Raw genomic sequence first — 20,025 nt, 5'->3', positions numbered from 1 at the left:
TTAAAAATATCCGTTCTTTTTCAAGATTTATTTCAATATTCCAAAGGATTGGGAAAATTCTTTGGGAGATTATCTCTTTACTATAACAGTAAAATGTTATAGGCCCGGTCATGACGGGGGCTTGGTTTATTTTAAACAAAAGTAGTGAATGAGAAGAAAAAGGAGCTGAACCGCCATGAACCAGCATATAGTCTTTTATGACGCTTCGTGTCCGCTTTGTTATCATTTAAAGAAAAATCTGAACAAACTGGATAAAAACAATAAACTGCAATGGATTGCAGCCCAGACAGCGGAAAAGGAACCGGAGACCTACCCTTATCTGCAGGGAAAAAATATTTATACCGAAATTCATATGTTAACCAGTCAGGGTGTCCTCATGAAAGGATTTTACGCTATCCGCCGTATGTTAATAGATCTTCCCGGCACCAGGGTACCAGGAGCGTTTCTCTACTTTCCTTTTGTAGACAGAGCAGGCTCCCCTCTTTATTTATATGTTTCCAAAAGCAGATTTAAATGGTTTGGAAAATATGACCCGCCCCGGATTGACGAATAGAAAAAACACCTTCGGATACAAAATCCGAAGGTGTTTACAGGCTGTCGAGAAAGTTTTCTTTCTCGGCAGTTTTTTTGTGGGCAAGCAGCTGGAATGGTCGTATACTGAAAAGAAAAGGGGCGATCCTAAGATGCTTGGCAAAGCCAAAAACCATCGACGCGATCAAGTGACTGTTTCTGTAGAAGAACTGGTGCCCGCTGATCACTTTCTCCGCACCATTGATACGATGATTGATTTTCAGTTTATTGAAGAAAAACTGGCTGCCTATTATTCGCCGACCATCGGTCGGCCCTCCATTCCACCGATCACGTTGTTTAAAATGATGTTTATCGGCTATTTTTATGGCATTCGTTCGGAACGGCAATTGGAAAAAGAGCTTCAGACCAACGTCGCCTATCGTTGGTTTCTTGGTCTTTCTCTGACGGATCGCATTCCAGATCATTCCACGATCAGCTGGAACCGTCAGACCCGGTTTCTGGATACCACCGTATTTGAAGATATTTTTAATGCCATTGTTCATCAAGCAGAGGGCCATGGATTGGTGGACGGTCGGATTTTAGTGAGTGACTCCACCCATGTCAAAGCGAATGCCAATAAAAACAAATTTCTACGTAAAGCCAAATCCCCCAAAGTTCCTGCCTATCTAGCAGAACTGGAAGCCGAAGTGCAAGCCGATCGGGAAAAAGAAGGAAAAAAGCGCTCGGACCCCGGAAGGAGAGGAAGCCCGCCGACCCAGCGATGACCCGAATCAGTCGGACTGATCCGGATAGTGGATTCATGATGCGAGATGGCAAACCGCAGGGATTTTTCTACCTCGACCACCGGACGGTGGACGCCAAATATAATATCATTACCGATACCTATATCACGCCCGGTAACGTCCACGATGCGGATCCGTATCTGGACCGACTGGAGGTGCAGCGGGCTACGTTTGATTTCCCGGTAGAGGCGGTGGCGCTCGACGCCGGCTATTTTACAGGCTATTTGTGCAAAAAGCTCGAAGAGCAGGGAATTTATGCGGTGATGGGATACCGTCGCTACGGAAAAAGCCGCCGGTACCTGCCGAAACGGAAGTTTCGATACATCGCGTCCAAAAAAGCCTATGTATGCCCGATGGGCTGTATGTTGACCTACCGCCTTACCGATCGGGAAGGATATCGTCAGTATCGTTCCCGCCCGCAGGACTGTCAGGGCTGTCCGATGCGGGAGACTTGTTTTTCGCCTGCCGCTTCCTCCCGGTTAATTAGCCGACATATATGGGAGGATGGGAAAGACCGGGCGCGAGCAAGAAAACGAACGAAGACAGGAAAAGCCTTGTACCATTTACGCAGCCAGACCATCGAACGGAGCTTTGGCGATGCCAAAGAGCTCCACGGTTTTCGGTACACGCGGTATCGCGGGCACCCGTCTGTCCAAGCGCAGGCCCATCTCACCGCTGCCTGTCAAAACATGAAAAAAATCGCCCTCTATCTCGCCAAACGGTCGGCTTAGAGGACGATTTTTTGCGAAAGAAGTGAAAAAAACGTGGATCGAACGATCCACGGGAAAAAACAACCTTGTTTCTTTCATTTCTCAACAACCTGAAAACACCTTCGGATACAAAATCCGAAGGTGTTTACTATATATTATGCCGCTTCTGCTTCTTCCTTTTTTTTCTTTTTGTTGATTCTCCACCCTATGCCCATAAAAATACTTAGTATACCAAGGACAATAGCAGCGAATAAAACGGTGGAGTTGATTGCCAGACTCAAATTACCAAGCACTAGCCCAATTACTCCAAAATCCGCATCTCCAAACGTAGTACTTTGAAAACCTATTTCGCCTAGCAGCGGCAGAAGAAGGGCCGGCAGAAAGCTTATCATCACGCCGTTTGCCATGGCTCCAATAACTGCGCCTCTTCTTCCCCAGTCGCGTTGCCGAAGACGCCGGCTGCAGCTCCTGTAAAGAAGTGCGGTACCAGACCGGGCACAATCACTGCCAGGCCGAAAAGAGGCAGGAGAAGCATACTGATCAGTCCAGCGACAAAGCTGAGCATAAATCCGATAATTACCGCGTTGTTAGCAAAAGGAAACACTGCCGGTGCATCAAGTGCCGGCTTTGCATTCGGCACCACTTTGTCTGCTATCCCTTTAAATGCCGGGACAATTTCTCCAAGAAGCATCCGCACACCGGCTAAAATAATATAAACGCCGGCAGCGAAGGCCAGACCCTGCATAAGAGAAAAAATCAAGAAGTTCTGTCCGGCGCTGAGTTCGGTTTCTACATACTGTCCGCCGGCAAACAATCCGACGACAATGAAAAGAATAACCATCGTTAATGACACAGCTACCGATGTATCCCGAAGAAATCCTAAAGACTTGGGTACTTTAATGTCTTCCGTAGATTTTTCCTTATTTCCAAATTTACTGCCTAAAAAGCCGGCAGCCAGATAGCCGAAAGATCCAAAATGGCCAACCGCAATATCATCTGACTGCGTGATCTGCTTTGTATACGGCTGCAGCATGGCGGGAAACAGCACCATCAAAGAACCTAGAATAATAGCTCCAAGCGCTATCATGCCAATCCCTGACATTCCTCCTGTAGTCAAAATAACTGCAATCAGGCAGGCCATAAACATAATGTGGTGTCCCGTTAAAAAGATGTACTTAAATGGAGTAAATCTGGCAAGCCCTATGTTGACCACCATTCCAAACAGCATAATCATCGCCGTTTCCGTACCAAACGCATCCTGGGCTACTGCTACAATAGCTTCGTTGTTTGGTATAACTCCATCTACATTAAACGCGTGATTAAACATTTGGCTGAACTGATCCAGCGAACCAATAATCACTGTGGCTCCGGCGCCCAGAATAACAAAGCCAAGAACGGTCTTCAGCGTGCCGGAAACGACGTCTGCGATTGCTTTACGCTGCAGCAGCAGGCCCAGGAATGCAAACATCCCGACCAGCAGCTCCGGCGTGCCTAACAGATCATTCATAATAATATCTATCATTATCTCTCTTCCTCCCTTCGTTCGTTTGTATTAGAGGTGTGTTTCCAGCGCCGTCCGAAGCTCTTTTTTATCTAATAAATTATTCAGCAGAGCTACATTTCTTGTGCCGTCGTTAATATTTCCCAGAATATCTTCTGATCCAATATAGAGATCCGCGGTTTCCGTCTTTGCCGTTGTTAAATCGGTATGCGACACATCCGCCTCGATGTTCATATCCTTTAAAATGCTCTGTACATTCATCGACACAATCATAGAGCTTCCTAATCCATTACCACATACTACTAATATTTTTTTCATCGTAAACCCTCCATTTTTTATTTATAAGAATATTTGGATACAAGTGACAGTACGTCTTCTTTTGTTTCTGCGCTTAACAGCTGATCTATATTGCCCGGTTCAGAAAGCATCTCCGTCAACTGGGATAAAGCCTTCAGATGAGTCTCATTGTCTACTGCTGCCAGTACTATAACGAGAGAGGCTTTATGCTTGGGGTCTTCTGAAAAGAAAACCGGTGAGCGCAGACGGAGCAGGCTCATTCCAAGCCGCTCCACTCCGGTTTCCGGGCGGGCATGCGGAATAGCAATCTGCGGGGCAATTACAACGTAGGCCCCATTTTCATAAATGTTTTCAATCATTGCATCGACGTAGCTTTCCTGTATACTTTCGTCTTTTAAGAGAGGCAGCGAAGCCTGCCTTACTGCTTCCTGCCAGTTTTCTGCCCGGTCTGCAAGCTGAATCGTCTTAGCGGTGAGAAGTTCTTCCAGCATAGGTTTATGTGTCTCCTTTGTAGAATGATTATTTTGTAAAAAAGCACGAATTTTCTTTTGAAGTGTTTGATAGTGATGTATCGTTGCGTGTTCCTCGATCAGAGACAGCAGATGAGCCTCTTCTCCACCTTTCTCTTTGTGGAGTGCTTGATTTAATTGGATCACAATACGTTCTCTTTCTTTATCATTTAAAAGGGCCGGTACATAAATAACCGGAATCGTTTTTTGTTTAATGAAAGAAGTAGAAAAAATAATGTCTGCTTCATGGACATGCCGGTTATACTCTCTTACAGATAATGTACCTGCGATAAACACTTCCGGCAGAAGCGCTTCGAGCTGGGAGCGCAGCATTCCGGAAGCCGCAATGCCATTTTCACAAACGACAAAAGCTCTAAAATGCTTGATAGATCGATGATTCCCACGTTTCAGCCATCCTCCAAAGTGCATAGCAATGTATGCCACTTCTTCTTCCGGTATCGATTTCCCTATGAAAGATTCCAAGTGTGACAGCGAACGCTTCGTTAAATAAAAAACGTCCGGATATTCAGATTCAATTTTCTCTGCATAACCTCCGCTTATAGGCAGGTCATATTTCAAACGATAATAAGCTGGTTTTAAATGAGTGAGCAGATTGTTTTCCAACTGTTCTCTTTCTTCAAGCAGCAGGCAGCCAATTAATTGAAAATCATCAACGATTTTGGTGATGACTCTTTTTAATTTCTTTTCTTCTATTTTTCTTGAATGCTGCGTTGAGGCGTAATGAACACGCGATCCTAGAATCTGCATCGTCAGTTGAAATTTTTCAATATCTTCCAATGGTGCGCAGCCGTTTTTTTGTATACGGTACGAGAGCCTCTCCACTGCCAGGTAGGTCTCTGTCTGTTTTAAGATGTCTTTTTCTTCCTGATCTATTTCTTCTGTCATGGAAGCCGACTGGCGCTTCAGCGAGATCAGGAGCTGATATACTAAAAACTGAACCACATGCTCGGTAAATGACACATGAATTTCTTTTTCGAGTAACGTAATTTCATACTCCAGATAAGGAACGAGTTCTTCTTCTTTTTTGGAGCCGGGATTGATGACAGCCTGCGCTTTTTCACGAAGCTGAGCTGATTCCGGGTTGGACAGCACGTCGGAAACGCATTGAGTCAGCAGCTTTCTTTTTTTTGTTTCATTTCCACTTATGGAATAGCCCTCATTTTTAGCATGGGCGAGGTCCAAATCCTGATGCTTCAAATCTGCCGATATTCTTTTTAAGTCGCGGAACAAAGTACCCCGGCTTACTTGTGTCAGATGAATCAGCTCTTTTAAAGAAGCCGGTTTTTTTCGGGATAACATAAATAAAATAAGCAGGTGCTGTCTTTCCTTACCGGAAAACCGGTATTCCCATTCATTTTGAAGGTGCAGCTTAGCAGGCAGTTGTTTCTTGGCATCCGGGGGAATGTAAAAACCTTTGCCGTACTCTTTTTTTATAGGTGATAAACCCTCCCTCTCCAGCCAGCCGTTAATTTGGCTGATATCGTAATAAATGGTGCGCTGCGAGACTCCCAGTGCTTCTGTCAGCTCCCGTACCTCCACCGTTTTGGAAGACCGGGTAATTAAATGCAGGATAGATGTTCTTCTCTGGTCCAGGACCATGATTCACCCTCCTATATCTCATTTTGCAAAATTCAATTTAATAACAGCATAAGCGCTTTGCTTCTAACACTTATATTAATAGGCTTTTACGAATAATGTAAGGGCTTTCTACGTTCCATTTTTGTAATGTTTACATTTGCAAAATGAGACTAAATTTCATAAAAGAATTTCCATTTACCAGGATTAGGAATGTTTGTTTTACTCTGTATGGAAAGAGAGAAATGGAATACCGTTTTAAAAGCTTTCAAATGAGGGTAGATAAAAGAAAGGAGGTGAGGTTAATGATATGGCTTTTATACGTCAGTATTGGCATCGTTGTACTGGCTATTGTGTTTCTTGCTATTTATGCTATTAAAATCTTCAAAAACACGACAAGCACGATCAAAGAGCTTAATACGGTCAGCGGCAGAATTCAATCACGTATTGAATCATTGACTGATAAAGCAGGTGGGATTCAGCAGAAAACAGAGCTTATCAACGAAGATATTGCCTACAAAAAGCAGTCTGTGCAGGTTCTGCTCGATTCTTTTAAAGAAACAAAACCTTCGCTGCGTTCGCTGCAGCATAATGTACAAACTACCAATATGGTAGAAGAAGAAGCAAAAGCTTCTTACTCGTATGAAGTAAATCGGATGCTGGAATGGGGCAATACGGCGATTGATCTGTATTCCAAATTTGCAGCTAAAAAAGAAAGAAAATAGTCCGCTATTTTCTTTCTTTTTTTACATAAGATGAACAGGTAGGAAGAGAGGTTTTTATGAACAAATTAAAAGGTTATGTACAGGAACTGGGAAGGGAATTCAAAAAAGACAACGTTACTATGCTTGGCGCTGCCCAGGCCTACTATTATCTGCTTGCTATAGTTCCGCTCATGATTCTACTGCTCTCGCTTCTTCCTTTTTTAAATATTGAACCGGAGAGCGCAATGGAAGTAGTGCGAAACGTCGTACCTGGAGAAATGGCGGCCATTTTTGAAGAAAATATCGTAAGCCTCGTTACGACGCCGCAGGGAGGACTGCTTGGTATTGGTGTTATCGGTACCCTATGGTCTGCATCCAATGGGATCAACGCCTTTATTCAGGCTTCCAATCAAGCTTATGATGTAGAAGAAACCAGATCGTTTATTAAAGTAAGGCTGCTTTCGTTTGCACTTACTATCGGAATGATTCTTGCAGTCGTCACCGCGCTTATTCTTCCTATTTTTGGAAATGTTATTATTGATTTTATTAATTCAGTAATCAATCTCCCCACACAGGCGACGATTTTATTTCAGGTGCTGCGCTGGGTGATTAGTCTTGCTGCCATGATTATCGTTTTATCGGCTCTTTATCATTTTGCCCCAAATAAAACGTACCCCTTCAGAGAAATTCTTCCCGGTGCCTTAATCACGGCGCTGCTGTGGCAGGTCATTTCGCTCGGTTTTTTTTTTATGTGAGCAATTTCGGCAATTATTCTGCTACTTACGGAAGTCTCGGCGGTATTATCGTATTAATGCTGTGGTTCTATCTGATTGGTATTATTCTTATGGTAGGCGCGGAAATTAACGTGATCTTCCACCGGAAAAAAATACGCGACAAAGCAGAAAAAGACGGGTTTTCTAAAGGAATCGTATAAGCACATAGTTAAAAACCGGAAGGCCCTCTGAAAAGGTCTTCCGGTTTTTTTAAATACTGGATCCTTCCGGTTCCGGCTGCCGGCTTCTCCCGAACAGCTTGTACACGCCGAGCAGCAGCGCTGCCGTGATGATAGTCAGATACCATGGCATTTCCGATATCGCACGGCCAAAAGCAGTATAAATAATCGAAGGCAGCAGAATTCCCGCTACCGAATAATACATATATTCTTTTAAGGATTTAGTCATTTCTATTAAGTATAAAGACAATAAATAAAAATGCATAAACGGCAGCAGACGAAGAACCATAACCTGCCCCACCGTCACTTTCCGGTTTCCCAGCAGTTTTTCCTTCAGGGAGGTAATTTTCCGGTGAAGACTTGGAAAGACATGGACAAGTTTGTAAAAGATAAGGCTGGATAAGGACAGGCCAATAATAGAATACAGCGCTCCGTAAAGAACCCCAAAAAACAGGCCGCCGGCCATACATAACAGAAGCACCGGAATAAAAAGCATCGGCCTTACGAGATGAAGGATAATAAATAATATAGGAGCAAGCCACCCTGCTTCTTCAATAATGGACTGTATGGATGTATGCAGGGAATCCAATTGCCACCCTCCTCTCTTTATCCGTTTTCTAAAGCTGTTCCGGACGCATCCGGCTTCAACCGGTCGTTAAATCACATTTCTCTACTATATCATGTCATAAAAAAGAAAACTACAGCAGCAGTAGTTTTCTTTTTCATCATTTTGCTTTTAATACCATGGTGGTCAACAAAAGGATACTGATCGTAGTAATGCTTAGTACCAGAACCATGATATGGGCTTCTTCCATTCGATTTGCCTGTACCGCGTCATAGATCGCAATGGAAAGCGTCTGTGTCCTGCCGGGGATATTTCCTGCCACCATAATAGTTGCGCCAAATTCTCCCATAGCCCTGGCAAAACCAAGCACGATGCCTGCGATAATGCCGCGGTAGGCAAGCGGCACCATAATTTTATAAAAAATCTGCCATTGGTTGGCTCCATCCAGCTGGGCTGCCTCCAGGCTGCCTTTATGGATAGACTCAAATGCTGCCTGCATCGGCCGTATGATCAATGGAAGAGCGGCAATGGAAGCCGCAATGACCGCTGCCTGCCAGGTAAATAAAATGGTGGATCCGGTTATACGCTCTGCTGTCCGCCCGATCCAGCTGTTTGTTCCCAGCGTTAACAACAAATAATAGCCTACTACGGTAGGCGGAAGGACGAGCGGAAGCATCATCAATAAAGACAGCAGCTCCGTCCATTTGTTTTTATGTACTGTAACCAGCCAGGCAAATACTACGCCAACTGCAAAAGCAATCCCGGTTGCTATAACAGCTACCTGCAGGGATAAAAACAGTGGGAATCCAATTAAATCTATCATTGTTTACTCCTCCGGAAGCTCAAATCCATACTCATTCATCGTTTCCCGCCCTTCCTCCGAGAACAGATAGTCGACAAACTGCCGGGCCTCTTCCGGATGAGGACTTCGGGAAGGAACAGCCAGCGCCTGGGTGATTGGTTCATAATCCTCTGTATCTATCGGTTCGTATAGCAGATCGGACTGTTTGGAGAGGGCAAGGGCTATAATACCAGCGTCTACATCTCCTGATTCAGTGTATTGAAGAGTCTGTCTTATATTTTCTCCATATACGAGTTTTCCCTGCACCTCATCCCAGATCCCCCATGACTCCAACGCCTCCTTTGCTGCCTGGCCGTAAGGGGCATGCTCTGGATTGGCAATGGCAATACGCTCTATCTCATCACTGGTTAAATCGGCAGGCTCGAGGCCCTCCTGTATGCTTCCATCATGCATAATTCCAATCTGCCCTAATGCGTACTGCCGCTTTGAATCTGCTTCGACGGCCTCTGCGTCAATAAGCCGGTCAATATAGGATTCATGGGCCGCGGCAAATAAATCATAGGAGGCTCCCTGTTCAATCTGCTGCGTCATCAGGCCGGTAGAGCCAAAGGAAAAAGTAACGATAATATCTGTATCTTCTTCAAAGTCTTTCCCAACCTCTGTAAACGCGTGGTATAAATCAGCCGCAGCGGCTACATTAATTTCTACAGACTCCTCTTCGCTTTGGCCTGCTTCTTCTGCTTCACTGCTGCATCCGGCCAATACAAGAAGACCTGCAGCAGCTGAAAGTATGACTGGAAATTTCATCACAACAGCTCCTCATTATTTTCTCCAATTTGCTGATGGTTTACCGCAATTTTCTTTAGTATAACAATGCAAAGTTGAAAAGAAAAAGAAAGCTTCGCCGAAAAGGCTTCTCTCTTTATAAACTTTTCGTGAAACAAAGGCTTAAATCATGTAAGCTTGCAGAAGAAACGATACAAAAAGGAGATACATTATGTCAGATTATATTGTCATTGGAGCAGGTGTTCTTGGTGCTTCAACAGCGTACCATCTGGCTGCCGCCGGAGCAGATGTTACGGTGGTTGACCGCGCACACACAGGGCAGGCAACCGATGCGGCCGCGGGGATCGTATGCCCCTGGCTTTCGCAGAGAAGAAACAAACCATGGTACTTTCTGGCCCGAAACGGCGCGGCCTATTACCCGGATCTCATTAAGCAGCTGGAAGCACTGGGCCAGCACGATACCGGGTACAAAAGCACCGGTGCGTTAAGCCTTCACCGGGACGGCAACCGCAAAGCAAAAACAGCAGAGAGGGCCATCAAGCGCCGCGAACAGGCACCGGAAATCGGCCATGTGTTTTCATTAAATGAAAAGCAGACAAAGCAGGCGTTTCCTCTTTTAGCTGATCATTATCAATCGGTTTACGTCAGCGGAGGAGCAAGAGTAAACGGCCGCGCCCTGCGCCTGGCCCTGCTGGAAGCAGCAAAACAGATGGGTGCCTCCTGGATACAGGGAGAGGAAGCCTCTCTGATTCATGAAAACCGGAAAGTTACAGGCGTTACCGTTAATAACGAAAACTACTACGCCGACCGGGTCATACTCACCGGCGGTGCCTGGGCCAATCAATGCCTGGAGCCGCTCGGCCTTTCTTTTGCAGTTGAATCACAAAAAGCCCAGATTATGCATATGCAGATCGAAAACACGGCAACAGAAAACTGGCCGGTCGTTATTCCTTCCGGTCCTCATTATATGGTTCCTTTTTCCAACGGCCATATTGTAGTCGGTGCCACTCACGAAGATTATGCTGTAACCACCCAGCCAACTGCTGCAGGTTATCTTGAGCTTCTGGAAAGTGCCCTTCATATGGCCCCGGGCTTAAGAAAAAGTATGATTAAAGAGATGCGTGTCGGATTTCGGCCGGCCACGCCGGGGTTTCTGCCGGTTATCGGCTTTGTGCCTGAAACAAAAGGCCTTCTCGCCGCTAACGGCCTGGGGGCTTCCGGATTAACAACCGGCCCGTTTCTAGGGTCCGAACTGGCTAAGCTTGCAATGGATAAAGACATCAGCCTTTCTTTGGAAGACTATAGTATTGAAGGAGCCATCCAGCCCGCCGCCCGTTTGTAAAAAGCAGCGGTTCAGCTGTCTTTTACCGGTTCTTTCTGTCTGCTATAATAAGGAAGGTTTGATTGGAATAGTGAAAAATATAAAGCAGGCCTCTGCTTTATGCTCTATAGAAACGGAGATAGTCACATGAACGTGCACGATAAATGGAACGGACAAGACTGGCGCTGGATTGATCATTCTAGCTCCGGCCTTCAGTATCACCCGCTGCAGTCTTTCGCGCTTGACGATACGCTGAGTACAAGCGTAGGAGAAGGAATTTCTGATCCTGTCATGCGGTCCTGGGTTCATTCCCCTACCGTTGTGCTGGGCATTCAGGACAGCAGGCTTCCTTATATTATGGATGGCTGCCGTTATTTAGAAGAACAGGGATACCGCGTTATTGTCCGGAATTCCGGCGGCCTGGCGGTCGTGCTGGATGAAGGAATTTACAATCTTTCTATTATTATGAAAGAAGACCGCGGCATTTCCATTAACAGCGGCTATGACTTTATGTGGGAGCTGATGAAAGAGGTGTTTTCCGATTCCCCTCTTCCCATTGAAGCATATGAAGTGGTCGGCTCTTATTGTCCCGGGACATACGATCTTAGTATGGGAGGCCGTAAATTTGCAGGTATTTCCCAGCGCCGTATCCGCGGTGGAATAGCCGTCCAAATCTACCTTGCCGTCACTGAATACGGAGAGGAACGGGCGGAGCTTCTGAAAAAATTTTATGATATCGCGGTTCAGGGTGAACCGGTCCGCTACGAGTGGCCGCGTATCAACCCAAAAGTGATGTCTTCTCTTTCCGAACTGTACGGCACCCCGATGGATATACAAGACGTTACAAAGCGTCTGCTTACTACTGTTGTATACACACACGGTGCCAGGCTTCATACATCTACTCTTACGCCTAAAGAGCTGCAGCAGTTCGACTCTCTGTACCAGCGGGTTGTGGATCGTAATGATAAAGCACTTACCTAATTCTGCTGATATATCTGGTACCTTTATCGCTCAACGATAGAGGTGCTTTTTTTCATTATTTTTTAGCAGCTATGTATATTTACCTTCTTTATTTTCCAAATAATGTATATTACTATTTCCATTATGATAGATTGTTACCGATTCCGATCATATAGATTGACAGATTATTTTCCATAGCATACATTAGGTAACGTCATAGAAATTCGGCGCACTATTATGCGCTTTTTTTATCTCACCTCATTGATAATGATTTTCATTATCAAAAATTGAAAGGGGCTTGTTAGATGGTACTAATGAAAGATCAGACGCTTCAGCACACAACAGAGCAAACTCTGCTTCACCTGGATCCATCCAGCCTGGAGCGTTTCGAAATAGATCTGCAGCAAACTGTAGCAGAAATGGCGGACCTGCTGAAAAAAACAGACAAGCCTTATTCCGGCAGCCGCCCTGAAGATATAAAACATGCATTGGCCGCCTCTCCCCCGGCTTCACTGGACGGAGAGCCGTTTGCCGATGTATTGGAAGATATAAAAGAAAAAGTAGTCCAGCAGTCCGTTATGGTACAGCACCCTTACTGCATGGCTCATTTGCAATGCCCTCCTATGATTCCGGCTCTTGCCGGCGAAATCATTTTGAACACATTAAATCAGTCCATGGATTCCTGGGACCAGAGCCCGGCCGCCACATTCACCGAAGAACGCCTGATCTCCTGGCTTGGAGAGCTGTTTCAGTTTTCTCCGGAAATGGACGGGGTCTTTACGAGCGGAGGCACCCAGTCCAATTATATGGGGCTTCTTATGGCCCGGAATCAATATGCAAATAACAAGCTGGATCACGACATCAAACAGGAAGGCCTCCCCCCTGAAGCTTCCCGGTTTCGTATTTTCACTTCGGAGCGGGCTCATTTCACCGTGAAACAGGCTGCCTCCCAGCTCGGCCTGGGTGAAAAATCAGTTGTGTCCATCCCGGTTAACGAAAAACAGGAAATGGATGCCGCAGCCTGCAGCCTCGCTGTTTCACAAGCCAGAGAAAACGGCCTGCTGCCTATTGCTATTTTTGCTACTGCCGGAACTACGGACTATGGGAGCGTGGATCCTCTTTATGAACTCGCAGCTCTTGCCAAACAGGAAGACATTTGGTTTCACGTGGACGCAGCCTATGGGGCGGGATTAATTTTAAGCGACAAGCACGCAGATCAAATAAAAGGCGTAGAAACAGCAGATTCCCTGACTATTGATTTTCATAAACTATTTTATCAGCCGGTCAGCTGCGGTGCTTTTTTAATAAATGAAGGAAATAACTTTCAATATACAAGCCACTACGCAGACTACCTGAATCCTCCGGAAGATGAAGAATCGGGCATGGTTCACCTTGCCGGTAAATCTGTCCAGACGTCGCGCCGCTTTGATGCTTTAAAGCTGTGGATGACGCTTCGCTGCACCGGAACAAAAGCAATGGGCGGGATGATCGATCAGACCATTGAAGCCGTCCAGTTTCTTTACGAAAAAATACAGCCTCTGGAAGAATTTGAAGTACCGGTCATACCGCAGTCCAATGCGATCGTTTTCCGCTACCTGAATAACGATACAGACCCAGTTGTTGTAGACGAATGGAATCGTCGTATTAAAGAAGAGCTGTTCTTTGACGGCACGGCTGTTCTGGCTAAAACACGCCTGAATGGCAGGCAGTATTTGAAAGTAACGTTGTTAAATCCGAGCATTTCCGAAGACCAGATAGTCACACTGATCCGCTCTATTCTTACGATCGGTCGTCGTTTAAAGGAGGAAGAAACGCATGGATAACATTAAAACAGCAGAAGAAGTCACGCTGCAGAGCTTTTTAAACTGCTATATCAGAGAAACAGAAGCCGGCGAACAGAAAGCCGGCCGCCTCTATATTGACCTGCCGCACCAGGAAATGGAGATTATGGCTCCTCTTCACTATGCTTCTATAACGGGAAGGCATTTGTTTTCCTTCCCGCTGCTTTATAAAGCAAAGCGGCAGGCACAATGGCTCGATGCTGATTTAGTAACAGCCTCGAGTCTCTTACTTAAAGAGCTCGCCCTGGAATATAAAACGAGCCGCCATGTACCGGAAGCGATGAAGCGGATTCTTTTGAGCTATGAAAACATTGCTTTCTTTTTAGAAAATAGGAGTGCCGATACTAACAGCCTGTACCGTGCCGGCCGCTCCTTTATCGAATCCGAGCAGTCCCTTTTATACGGTCATTTATTTCACCCAACCCCGAAAAGCCGCCAGGGCATGAATGAACAGGAAACACTGCTTTACTCACCGGAGACGAAAGGCCGGTTTTCTCTTCACTACTTTTGGATTCATCATTCTATCGCTGAAGCAAAAAGCGCAGATGGAGAGGCTGCTGAAGAGAAAATTTTCAGCTTGTTTTCAGAGGAAGATCGTCAGAATTGGGCAGACTATCCTGACTATATACTAATTCCGGTTCATCCTCTTCAGGCTTCTGTGCTGCTCAGAAGCCTCATATACAGTCATGGATAGATGATAAAACAATAATAGATGCCGGGCGTATGGGACCTGCTTTTGCTGCCACTTCTTCAATCCGCACGCTGTATAACGAAGAAAGCGACATTATGCTTAAGCTTTCCATCCCCGTGAAGGTGACCAATTCCCTGCGTGTAAATAAGCGGATGGAGCTCGAACGAGGGCTTGTTATTCATGACATACTGAACAGTTCCATCGGCAGACAGCTTGCTGATTATTTCCCCGGATTTTCTATTACAAAAGACCCCGCTTATCTCAATGTGCAGGGAGAAGCCGAAAGCGGATTTGAAACAGTGATCCGTGAGAACCCATTTAAAGGAAAAAACAAAGAAAATACCTCCTTAATAGCCGGACTCTGCCAGGATCCGGTTGCAGGACAGAAATCCCATTTATACCGGGTAATCGAATCTATTTCTAAAGAGGAGAATCGGACAATGGAGGACGTCAGCCTGGATTGGTTTAATCGCTATTTGTCTATTTCCCTGCAGCCGATTCTCTGGCTTTATTTCACCCACGGCATTGCGTTAGAGGCTCATCAGCAGAATGCCGTCCTTACGAGAGAACAGGGCTGGCCGAAGCATTTTTACTACCGCGATAATCAAGGCTATTATTTTGACGCTTCCAGGGAAGCTTACCTGGAATCGTTTGTACCGGAATTAAAAGATAAAAGCCACACCGTCTGCTCCGACGGGCTTGTTGATGAAAGACTCCGTTATTACTTTTTTATAATCACATTTTTGGACTCATCAATGCTTTTGGCACAAGCGGACTTGCAGAGGAAGAGCAGCTGCTTCAGGCTGTCCGGATTCAACTCGAACAGATGAAGCCGGTAGCCCAACATTCTTCCTCCCGCCTGATTGAAAGCCTCCTGGAAGAATCTGCTCTTCCTTGTAAAGCCAATCTGCTTACCACCTTCCGCAATATGGATGAACTCACCGGTACGCTGGAGGAACAGTCTGTATATACCAAAGTAACCAATCCTCTAGCTGTTCATAGTAACAAATAATCTTTTGGACTTATAAAAAAGAGAGGCGATCGTATGACAGCATCTTTTCCCAATTCGTCTATATTTACCGATGCTATTACGTTTCGTCCTTTTGAACGTCAAAAGGATGAAGCAATGCTGCTGGATTGGATGCATAAACCCCACGTTATTCCCTACTGGCACCTTAACCTATCAAAAACAGCCTTTTCCAGGCACCTGGACAAGGCGCTTTCCGACACGCACCAGCGGCTTTGGATCGGCTTATATGAAGGAATACCGATGAGCTACTGGGAAACGTACCAGGCCAAAAAAGACATTGTCGCGCGCTTCTATCACCCGCACCCTTCCGATGAAGGCGTGCATCTGTTGTTTGGACCGGAAACCCATTTAGGCCGCGGCCTGGCACTTCCTTTTCTTGCAGCTATGACGAACCGGTTATTTTCGGAAAATCCGAATACGGAAAAAGTCATGGCAGAACCTGATATCCGCAATGAAAAAATGATTCATATCTTTTATAAATGCGGCTATGAACCTATTAAGCCGATACAGCTTCCTGATAAAACCGGTCTGCTGATGGCATGCCGGAGAGATTCTTTTAAAAAGGCGGTTGAGATGTATGAAAGCAGTTAAACAGTGGGATCTTCTCGGCGTAGGACTGGGACCCTTTAATCTTGGGCTTGCAGCCTTGTTGGATGAACAGCCGGAAGTACAGGCTGTCTTCTTTGATGCCAAACCTGCATTTGAATGGCATCCAGGCATGCTGATTGAAGGCACGACGCTTCAGGTGCCTTTCCTGGCAGACCTCGTTACGATGGTGCATCCGCGCAGCCGTTTTTCTTTTTTGGAATATTTAAACGAACAAAACCGGCTCTACCAGTTTTATTTTTATGAAAAGTTTCATATCCCGAGACGTGAATATAATCATTACTGCCAGTGGACGGCTTCTCAATTGGATTCCTGCCGGTTTGGCTGGAAAGTAGAGTCCGTATCTCCTAAAAACGATCAATGGTGGACAGTCCATGTCCGCAGTATCCCTTCCGGCGCTGTAGAAATACATGAAGCTAGAAATATTGTTATGGGCATTGGTACAAAACCAGTTTTTCCTCCGGTGGAAGGGCTGGAAAACAACGGCTCTGTCTTTCATTCGGCTTCTTTTCTTGATAAACAGCAGGAGTGCCGGGACGCACGTTCAATTACGGTCGTCGGCTCCGGCCAGAGTGCTGCTGAAATATTCGAAACACTTCTTAACAGCAAGAGCGAAGAGCAGAAGCTGAACTGGTTTACCCGCTCCCGCGGGTTTTTCCCGATGGAATATTCCAAACTCGGACTGGAACATTTTTCACCGGATTACACGAATTATTTCTACAGTCTTTCCCAGGAAACAAAGGACCGCACGCTCGAAAAGCAGGACCTTTTATATAAAGGAATCAGTACAGAAACCATCGCCAATATTTATAATGCCCTGTATGAAAAACCATCGGCGGAGCTGCCTTGAACGTTCATATGCAGCCACTCTGCGAGCTTTCCAGATGCGGACCCGGCACGTTGGCGGAAAACCGTCTGACGTTTACCCAGTGGGAGAAAGAAGAAACATTCACATGTGATTCGGATATTATTATTCTCGCCACAGGCTATAAACAGCGCATTCCCGGATTTTTGGCTGATGCAGAAAGCGAATGGCAGCGCGACACCCACAACCGCCTTTGCATTAATGAGGACTACAGCGTACAGCAGATCCGGCCGTCCTCCCGAAACATGTATGTACAAAATGCGGAGATGCATACCCATGGGCCCGGCGCACCCGACTTAGGACTTGGCGCTTTCCGAAATGCTGCCATCATTAACGCCTTAACAGGCCGTGAGGTGTACAACCTGAAAAGAAAAAACGTGTTTCAGCACTTCGGATAACAGCTGCTTTTATCACTGAATAATCTACATGCTGCACTATTCCATACTAAATCGAACCGATCGGAGGAACTGCTATGAACATGAAGCATCTATCAGTACGCACATCCAGCCGCATTTATGGGAAGAAGCAAATCGTCGTCTTACAGCCAAAATGCTTCAGGAATTTATGTATGAAGACATGATTCATCCGGAGGCCGGGGAGGGCCACTGGCTGAAACTTGCGGCAGGAGCGTCCACCTACTGGTTTTCAGGCTGCACCCCGCCTCTTTGACAGTTATACCGTAAAGCCTGATTCTTTATACAAAGAACCGGAGACCGAACCTATCCGAGCTGTGAGTTTTCTGCTCGAACTCCAGCAGATGCTCCCAATGAGCAGCACGACCGTCGGTCACTTAATAAAAGAATACCAGCATACGCTTTTGGCAGACTGCCACCTTCTGGCCCGGCCTGTTACAGCAGAAACAATAGCCAATATGGACTACAGCGAGCTGGAAGGGGAAATGTCAGGGCACCCATGGATTACCTACAACAAAGGACGTATCGGCTTCAACCACGAAGACTATCTGCAGTATGCCCCGGAACAAAAGCAGAACATCCGCCTGCACTGGATCGCTGTCCAATCAGATCTCGCCCATGTACAGCAGCTCGAGCATATTCATACCTCTTCTTTTTTAGAGGAAGAATGCGGCTCTGCAAATGGAAGGAATTCGAGCATAAGCTTGAGGCCTATGAACTGACGCCTGCCGATTATGTCTTTTTGCCTGTTCATCCGTGGCAGTGGGAAAACGTGTTGATTACGGCTTTTTGCAGAAGAACTCGCCATGCGCCGGATCGTTCCTCTCGGCGACGGGGAAGACCTCTATCTGCCTCAGCAGTCTGTCCGCACGTTCGTTAACCAGACAGACAAGGAGAAATATCATGTGAAGCTTCCATGAGTATTTTGAACACGCTCGTCTACCGGGGCCTCCCCGGCGAAAGAACGCGGATTGCCCCGGAGGTCACTGCTTTTATTAAAAGCATCTGGGAAAAAGACGAATTCCTGCACACGACGTGCGGTCTTTATCTGCTCGGAGAAGAAGTAAGCATTCATGTTGATAATCCTGCCTATGAAAGCGTTGAAGGCATTCCATATCAGTACAAAGAAATGCTCGGTGCCATTTGGCGGGAGAGTATATACAAAGCCTTAAAGCCGGGCGAACATGCTGTTACATTAGCTTCACTGCTTCACAGAGATACGTTCGGCACTTCTCTTGTATCTGTATGGATGAAGCAGTCCGGGTTAAGCGCAGAAGAATGGACAGCAGCGCTGCATCAGGCTGTTCTTCCTCCTCTGCTTCATTACTTGTATCAGTACGGTACCGTCTTTTCACCGCACGGACAGAACACGATTGTAGTGCTCGAAATGGGCGTCCCAAGCGCCTGATTATGAAAGATTTCGTAGATGACGTTAATATCAGCGACCAGCCGCTGCCGGAGCTGACCTCAATCAGCACACGCATGAAAAATGTGCTCCGCAGCGAACCGCCGGAAGGTCTCGTCCAGTTTGTTTTTACCGGCCTGTTCATCTGCCATTACCGCTACCTCGCCGAGCTGCTTGAAGAGGATAATCTGCTTGGAGAAACTGGGTTCTGGAGCTCTGTGAAAACGGTGATCGTTGACTACCAGAAACGCTTTCCGGAGCTGAAGGACGATTTGAACTGTTCGACCTGCTGCAGCCGGAACTTACTAAACTGTGTCTCAACCGTAACCGCATGATTGATTACGGGTACGAAGACAGCGATGACCGCCCGCACGCCTCTGAATACGGCAAAGTGCATAATGCGCTGGCAGATGTACCTGTATTGAATTAGTATGCTCCCCGTCCTTTTTTATTTTGTGAAAGGGCGGGGTTTTTGCTGCCGTTTAGTTCATCACCTAATTGGAAATAGAAGAAGATACTATACCAAAAAGGAGCGTTTTTCTCCATGAAGCAGCAAAGCCACTACTTTTCGGAAACATGAACAGTCCCGGGACCGGTTTATCAGCGAACTTCCGTTTGTACAGAGAATCTGGAAGAAAGCTGATCTCCTTTCCTACTCGATTGGAAATCTGGAGAACAACAACACTACCGATGTTATCCGCGCAGACGGCCAGTTTTACAAAGAAAACCTAATTATTATTACGACAGGTGTTCATGGTATTGAAGGGTACGCCGGGACCGCCCTGCTGAACTACTTTATCGAACACTACCTTCCCAGCTCAATCCGAATACAACAGGTCTGCGCCTTGTTCATGCAGTTAACCCTTGGGGCATGAAAAACAGACGGCGGTTCAGTGAAAACAACATAGATCTGAACCGGAATTTCATCAAGGATTGGAATAACGTCCCGTCTGATTTGAACAAACGTTTTGAAAAAGAAAAAGATCTTTTTCTGCCGAAGCACCCGATTTCTGATTTGAAAAGCCTAAACAAACAGCTGTATAGAATGCTGCTGCGCAGCTTCCTTCGTCAAGCCGAAATGGAATGGAAACAGCAGCTACGATGGGACAGTATCAGTATCCACGCGGCACTTTTTACGGCGGACAGGATTACGATGAG

General features: G+C 46.0%; 14 protein-coding genes and 7 pseudogenes. 15 read left to right on the top strand and 6 right to left on the bottom strand.

What is annotated here, in order from left to right:
- Positions 1-175: 175 nt before the first annotated feature.
- Both MMY81_RS28570 and MMY81_RS28565 read left to right on the top strand, forming a co-directional pair.
- A complete protein-coding gene (locus MMY81_RS28570; RefSeq protein WP_252315476.1) occupies positions 176-553 on the top strand; it encodes a thiol-disulfide oxidoreductase DCC family protein in 378 nt (125 codons plus the stop codon).
- 130 nt (positions 554-683) lie between these two features.
- A protein-coding gene (locus MMY81_RS28565; protein ID WP_374561984.1) for an IS1182 family transposase occupies positions 684-2,044 on the top strand; the annotation gives its coding sequence in 2 pieces (ribosomal slippage) (positions 684-1,262 and positions 1,265-2,044; 1,359 coding nt in all).
- Between the two features lie 134 nt (positions 2,045-2,178).
- Here MMY81_RS28565 and MMY81_RS28560 read toward each other — a convergent pair.
- From MMY81_RS28560 to MMY81_RS28550, 3 genes and pseudogenes are all read right to left on the bottom strand, one after another.
- Positions 2,179-3,545, bottom strand: a pseudogene (locus tag MMY81_RS28560) (PTS ascorbate transporter subunit IIC).
- A 30-nt stretch (positions 3,546-3,575) separates the two neighbouring features.
- Positions 3,576-3,842: a PTS sugar transporter subunit IIB gene (locus tag MMY81_RS28555; protein ID WP_120191313.1), complete on the bottom strand. Its 267-nt coding sequence runs from the start codon at positions 3,840-3,842 to the stop codon at positions 3,576-3,578.
- 17 nt (positions 3,843-3,859) lie between these two features.
- Positions 3,860-5,950 carry a BglG family transcription antiterminator gene (locus MMY81_RS28550; RefSeq protein WP_252315475.1) on the bottom strand — a complete coding sequence of 697 codons (2,091 nt, stop codon included), beginning with the start codon at positions 5,948-5,950 and terminating at the stop codon, positions 3,860-3,862.
- 281 nt (positions 5,951-6,231) lie between these two features.
- On the opposite strand from MMY81_RS28550, the gene MMY81_RS28545 reads away from it, so the two are divergent.
- Both MMY81_RS28545 and MMY81_RS28540 read left to right on the top strand, forming a co-directional pair.
- On the top strand, positions 6,232-6,651 hold the full coding sequence (locus tag MMY81_RS28545) for a DUF948 domain-containing protein (RefSeq protein ID WP_170146788.1): 420 nt from the start codon (positions 6,232-6,234) through the stop codon (positions 6,649-6,651).
- A gap of 56 nt (positions 6,652-6,707) precedes the next feature.
- A pseudogene (locus tag MMY81_RS28540) lies at positions 6,708-7,564 on the top strand (YihY/virulence factor BrkB family protein).
- Positions 7,565-7,613: 49 nt separating this feature from the next.
- Here MMY81_RS28540 and MMY81_RS28535 read toward each other — a convergent pair.
- From MMY81_RS28535 to modA, 3 genes are all read right to left on the bottom strand, one after another.
- Complete coding sequence (locus MMY81_RS28535; protein WP_252315474.1) at positions 7,614-8,171, bottom strand: TVP38/TMEM64 family protein; 558 nt, start codon at positions 8,169-8,171, stop codon at positions 7,614-7,616.
- Between the two features lie 136 nt (positions 8,172-8,307).
- A complete protein-coding gene (modB, locus tag MMY81_RS28530; RefSeq protein WP_252315473.1) occupies positions 8,308-8,970 on the bottom strand; it encodes a molybdate ABC transporter permease subunit in 663 nt (220 codons plus the stop codon).
- Between the two features lie 3 nt (positions 8,971-8,973).
- Positions 8,974-9,756, bottom strand: a complete 783-nt coding sequence (modA, locus tag MMY81_RS28525) for a molybdate ABC transporter substrate-binding protein (RefSeq protein WP_252315472.1) — start codon at positions 9,754-9,756, stop codon at positions 8,974-8,976.
- A 190-nt stretch (positions 9,757-9,946) separates the two neighbouring features.
- On the opposite strand from modA, the gene MMY81_RS28520 reads away from it, so the two are divergent.
- The 11 genes and pseudogenes from MMY81_RS28520 to MMY81_RS35960 form a co-directional block, all read left to right on the top strand.
- Complete coding sequence (locus MMY81_RS28520; RefSeq protein ID WP_252315471.1) at positions 9,947-11,077, top strand: NAD(P)/FAD-dependent oxidoreductase; 1,131 nt, start codon at positions 9,947-9,949, stop codon at positions 11,075-11,077.
- Positions 11,078-11,203: 126 nt separating this feature from the next.
- Positions 11,204-12,037 carry a lipoate--protein ligase family protein gene (locus MMY81_RS28515; protein WP_252315470.1) on the top strand — a complete coding sequence of 278 codons (834 nt, stop codon included), beginning with the start codon at positions 11,204-11,206 and terminating at the stop codon, positions 12,035-12,037.
- Between the two features lie 284 nt (positions 12,038-12,321).
- Positions 12,322-13,839 (top strand): pyridoxal phosphate-dependent decarboxylase family protein, encoded by a 1,518-nt coding sequence (locus MMY81_RS28510; protein WP_252315469.1) that lies wholly within the window; start codon positions 12,322-12,324, stop codon positions 13,837-13,839.
- Entirely contained in the window at positions 13,832-14,551 is a 720-nt protein-coding gene (locus MMY81_RS28505) for an IucA/IucC family protein (RefSeq protein WP_252315468.1), read from the top strand. The genes MMY81_RS28510 and MMY81_RS28505 overlap by 8 nt, the downstream gene beginning before the upstream one ends.
- Positions 14,552-14,580: 29 nt before the next feature.
- A pseudogene (locus MMY81_RS28500) lies at positions 14,581-15,560 on the top strand (IucA/IucC family protein).
- 33 nt (positions 15,561-15,593) lie between these two features.
- The gene (locus MMY81_RS28490) at positions 15,594-16,169 is read left to right on the top strand and encodes a GNAT family N-acetyltransferase (RefSeq protein WP_252315466.1); all 576 of its coding nucleotides are present in this window, start codon (positions 15,594-15,596) and stop codon (positions 16,167-16,169) included.
- A pseudogene (locus MMY81_RS28485) lies at positions 16,156-17,447 on the top strand (lysine N(6)-hydroxylase/L-ornithine N(5)-oxygenase family protein). Before MMY81_RS28490 ends, MMY81_RS28485 begins: the two are co-directional and overlap by 14 nt.
- 28 nt (positions 17,448-17,475) lie before the next feature.
- Positions 17,476-17,718 carry a hypothetical protein gene (locus tag MMY81_RS28480; RefSeq protein ID WP_252315465.1) on the top strand — a complete coding sequence of 81 codons (243 nt, stop codon included), beginning with the start codon at positions 17,476-17,478 and terminating at the stop codon, positions 17,716-17,718.
- An 88-nt stretch (positions 17,719-17,806) separates the two neighbouring features.
- Positions 17,807-18,342 (top strand): annotated as a pseudogene (locus MMY81_RS28475) (IucA/IucC family protein).
- Positions 18,269-19,202: pseudogene (locus MMY81_RS35965) on the top strand (IucA/IucC family protein). The pseudogenes MMY81_RS28475 and MMY81_RS35965 overlap by 74 nt, the downstream one beginning before the upstream one ends.
- 264 nt (positions 19,203-19,466) lie before the next feature.
- Positions 19,467-20,025, top strand: a pseudogene (locus MMY81_RS35960) (DUF2817 domain-containing protein); the annotation flags it as partial.

This window comes from Sinobaca sp. H24, assembly GCF_023845525.1.
Note: the sequence above shows the minus strand (reverse complement) of the source record. Positions and strands in the feature narration are given on the sequence as shown.